The sequence below is a fragment of the Candidatus Izemoplasma sp. genome, from assembly GCF_982632705.1.
This window is the reverse complement of record NZ_CEXEES010000063.1, coordinates 5,296-8,538: the sequence shown is the minus strand read 5'-3', so window position 1 is coordinate 8,538 and position 3,243 is coordinate 5,296. Positions and strand designations below refer to the sequence as shown.

The following is a 3,243-nucleotide window of genomic DNA, read 5'->3' as shown; positions in this document are numbered from 1 at the left end:
CGGAGGAATACCCAAGTCCGGCTGAAGGGACTGGTCTTGAAAACCAGCAGGCGGGTGACCGCGCGGGGGTTCGAATCCCTCTTCCTCCGCCATTATAATTTTCAAAGTAGTGACGCAACAAAACCTAAGTGTATATAAGTACACTATTCATCGCGGGATGGAGCAGTCTGGTAGCTCGCAAGGCTCATAACCTTGAGGTCGTTGGTTCAAATCCTTCTCCCGCAACCATGGTCCAGTGGTGTAGCGGTTAACATGTCGGTCTGTCACACCGAAGATCGCGGGTTCAATCCCCGTCTGGACCGCCATTTGGCTCCTTAGCTCAGTTGGTAGAGCAATGGATTGAAAATCCATGTGTCCTTGGTTCAATTCCGAGAGGAGCCACCATTTATATGGTAAATTAAAAGTCCTAATTTAGGACTTTTTTTGTTTTTAAGATGTAGGACGATATGACACTTTATTTTTGTGATACAATATATATAGGAGATGGTGAGATGAAGTGTAAAAAATGTAAGACCGAGAATACTCATGATGCAATATATTGTAAGAAGTGTGGATCAGAATTAGTACAAGATATACATTGCCATAAATGTAATAAAAAGTTAAGTGATGATGAGGAGTATTGTGTTCAATGCGGAATCAAAAGGGCTATTGTAATCTCTGAATTAACGAATGACGATTGGAAAATAGGTATTCAAACTTTTTTAATTATTTTCGGAGTTATTGTATTTTTAATTTTAATTTTAGCATTTAGTAATCAAACTTGGACTTAAAATAAAAACAAGGAATAATCTCCTTGTTTTATTTTTTTGTTAACCCTGAGTTGATTAAAGCTTGTTCTGCTTCTTTATGAGTTGAGTATTTTATTGTGTTGTTTTTACATAACTCTTTTATTTTAGCAATTACTTCATCTTTTGGTTCAGCAAATTTCTTTGCTAAGTACTCAATCTCATGTTTTTCAGAACAGTTAAAAAACTTACTATCGCTTGCCATAATTTGTTCTCCTATCTGTTTTAGTTACTTTTATAGTATCACAGATTATAATTAAGATAAACTAAATGTAAATAGTGAGTCTTGTTTGAATATCAAATTATAATAATTTAATGATATATGATATAATCAAATTAGTTATTGGGATTTCAAAGGAACGAGCTGCTAAGGAGTATACAAATGTATATTATTTAACTGAGCTCGTTTTTATAATTTTAGGAGGATTTTATATGTTAGATTTTATTGAACACTGGAGTGACATCAACTATTTTATTTACATCGGTTTACTATTATTTATCGGAAAGATTTTAAAAGAGAAATTACCATTTTTAAACAAAGTAATTATCCCTACAGCATTACTTGCTGGGGTAATAGGGTTATTACTATCAGAAGGGTTTATCCTAGAGAACGGAATTATTCCAATTGGTCGTGAGGCTGATGGAAGCACCCCTGCTATTTTCAAGATTGTATATCATTCAATCGCAATTGGATTTATCGCATTATCTCTGAAAAGAACTAGTAATAAAACGAATAAGAAAGTTTGGTCATCTGGTATGATCATTGTTCTATCTTATTTATTACAAGCTTTGATTGGGTTATCAATTGTGTTCTTTTTATTCACACAAATATTCCCAGGTGCAGGTATGTTGTTACCACTTGGCTTCGGACAAGGACCAGGGCTTGCAACGACAATAGGAAACAATTATTCAATTAACGGGGACTTACAAGCAGCGTTACCTATAATGGGATTTGATTTATTTGGTAGTGGTGCTGCACTTGGTGCAACTATAGCTTCAATTGGATTTATTATAGGTGGAACAATTGGTGTTGTAGCATTGAATTATTATGCTAGAAAACTTAAATTGAATGTTGATAAGTATCATGATGAGAAACCAACAATCAAAGAGACTTTTGAATTTGAAACAATTAAAGAAGTAAGACTATTTGATGCATTAACTTCTCAAATAGTTATTATCTTTGTAATATACGCTGCAGTCTTTGGAACGTTAGTGTTATTAGAGAATGTTGTATTTGTAGGAGAGGGTCTTGGAGCTACATTTGCTGGAGTATTCCATGGATTTAATTTCTTGCTAGGTATTGTGTATGCATTACTGTTCAAAAAAGTACTTTCGTGGTTTGAAGCAAGAGGTAAGAATGTGAATTTTGTTACAAATAACTACATCTTATCAAACATAAGTAGTGTTGCATTTAACTTCATGATTACAGCTGCTGTATTAACAATTACAATAAGTGCCATTAAGGCTTATGCTTTATTAGTTCTTGTTATGGCTGTTATAGGTGGAGCGGCTACGTTCTTCTTCTTAAAGTGGATTATCAAAAGAGTTTATGGAGAAGAGTTCTTTGTACATTACTTCTTAGGATTCTTCGGAATGTTAACGGGAACTGTATCAACAGGTATGGCATTATTAAAAGGTGTTGATCCTAAGTTAGAAACACCTGTTGCTGAAGAAATGGTTATAGGATCTGGTACTGCAATATCAATGGCGTTACCATTGTTCGCTGTGTTAATGTTACCGACATTAGCAGTTGTAAATGATAATGGATTTAACAATGCTTTGGCATTCATTATCCTTGGAGGATACTTCGTAGTTTTACTAGGTATTTTACTATTTATTAACCGAAAAAAATAAAAAATAAAAATACGTTTTCATCTATTGTATTCTGAAAATTTATTTGTTATAATGAGTCATCAATCACGTATAACCGCTTTGATATGGAAAGCAAGTCTCTACCCTAGACCGTAAATTTAGGACTACGCGAAGATGCCATAAGTATGCTTATTTATGGGCTTCCTTACGTATTCTTATATACATTAGGGAGCCCATTTTTTAGTACATTAGGAGGATATAATATGTCTAATTTAAACGGAAAACTCGCACAAGAAGGATTAACATTTGATGATGTGTTACTTGTACCACAATCATCACAAGTATTACCTAATGAAGTATCATTAGAAACGAAACTTACTAAGAATATTACACTTAACATTCCAATAGTATCTGCAGCAATGGATACTGTGACAGAGGCAAGGTTAGCTATTGCGTTAGCTAGACAAGGTGGACTTGGATTCATACATAAGAACATGTCAGTTCTAGATCAAGCTAAGCAAGTAGACTATGTTAAAAGAAGTGAATCGGGAATGATTACACATCCAATAACATTGCAAAAAGAAAACACTCTAGCAGAAGCGGAAGATATTTTATCTAAATATAAGATATCAGGATTACCTGTTGT

At 33.9% G+C, this 3,243-nt stretch carries 4 protein-coding genes, 4 tRNA genes and 1 riboswitch; of the genes, 7 read left to right on the top strand and 1 reads right to left on the bottom strand.

Annotated elements, in window-relative coordinates; genetic code table 11:
* The first annotated feature begins 1 nt into the window (after position 1).
* From AC2LE6_RS07645 to AC2LE6_RS07625, 5 genes are all read left to right on the top strand, one after another.
* Positions 2 to 92, top strand: a tRNA-Ser gene (locus tag AC2LE6_RS07645).
* A gap of 59 nt (positions 93 to 151) precedes the next feature.
* A tRNA-Met gene (locus tag AC2LE6_RS07640) sits at positions 152 to 228 on the top strand.
* 1 nt (position 229) lies between these two features.
* Positions 230 to 305 (top strand) — tRNA-Asp (locus tag AC2LE6_RS07635).
* A 3-nt stretch (positions 306 to 308) separates the two neighbouring features.
* Positions 309 to 384: transfer RNA gene (locus tag AC2LE6_RS07630), tRNA-Phe, on the top strand.
* A gap of 62 nt (positions 385 to 446) precedes the next feature.
* The gene (locus AC2LE6_RS07625; RefSeq protein WP_484478673.1) at positions 447 to 770 is read left to right on the top strand and encodes a zinc ribbon domain-containing protein; all 324 of its coding nucleotides are present in this window, start codon (positions 447 to 449) and stop codon (positions 768 to 770) included.
* A gap of 28 nt (positions 771 to 798) precedes the next feature.
* Here AC2LE6_RS07625 and AC2LE6_RS07620 read toward each other — a convergent pair whose 3' ends face one another.
* Positions 799 to 990, bottom strand: coding sequence for a hypothetical protein (locus tag AC2LE6_RS07620; RefSeq protein WP_484478672.1), 192 nt, complete (start codon positions 988 to 990; stop codon positions 799 to 801).
* A gap of 227 nt (positions 991 to 1,217) precedes the next feature.
* On the opposite strand from AC2LE6_RS07620, the gene AC2LE6_RS07615 reads away from it, so the two are divergent.
* A complete protein-coding gene (locus AC2LE6_RS07615) occupies positions 1,218 to 2,639 on the top strand; it encodes a sodium/glutamate symporter family protein (RefSeq protein ID WP_484478671.1) in 1,422 nt (473 codons plus the stop codon).
* 45 nt (positions 2,640 to 2,684) lie between these two features.
* Positions 2,685 to 2,784: riboswitch (purine riboswitch) on the top strand.
* Positions 2,785 to 2,860: 76 nt separating this feature from the next.
* A partial coding sequence (locus AC2LE6_RS07610) for an IMP dehydrogenase (RefSeq protein ID WP_484478670.1) occupies positions 2,861 to 3,243 on the top strand: 383 nt, incomplete at its 3' end.

Excerpts from the sequence above, each read along its gene's own strand:
- AC2LE6_RS07625 (WP_484478673.1), top strand. The coding sequence starts at position 447 with ATGACACTTTATTTTTGTGATACAATATATATAGGAGATGGTGAGATG.
- AC2LE6_RS07620 (WP_484478672.1), bottom strand. The coding sequence starts at position 990 with ATGGCAAGCGATAGTAAGTTTTTTAACTGTTCTGAAAAACATGAGATT.
- AC2LE6_RS07615 (WP_484478671.1), top strand. The coding sequence starts at position 1,218 with ATGTTAGATTTTATTGAACACTGGAGTGACATCAACTATTTTATTTAC.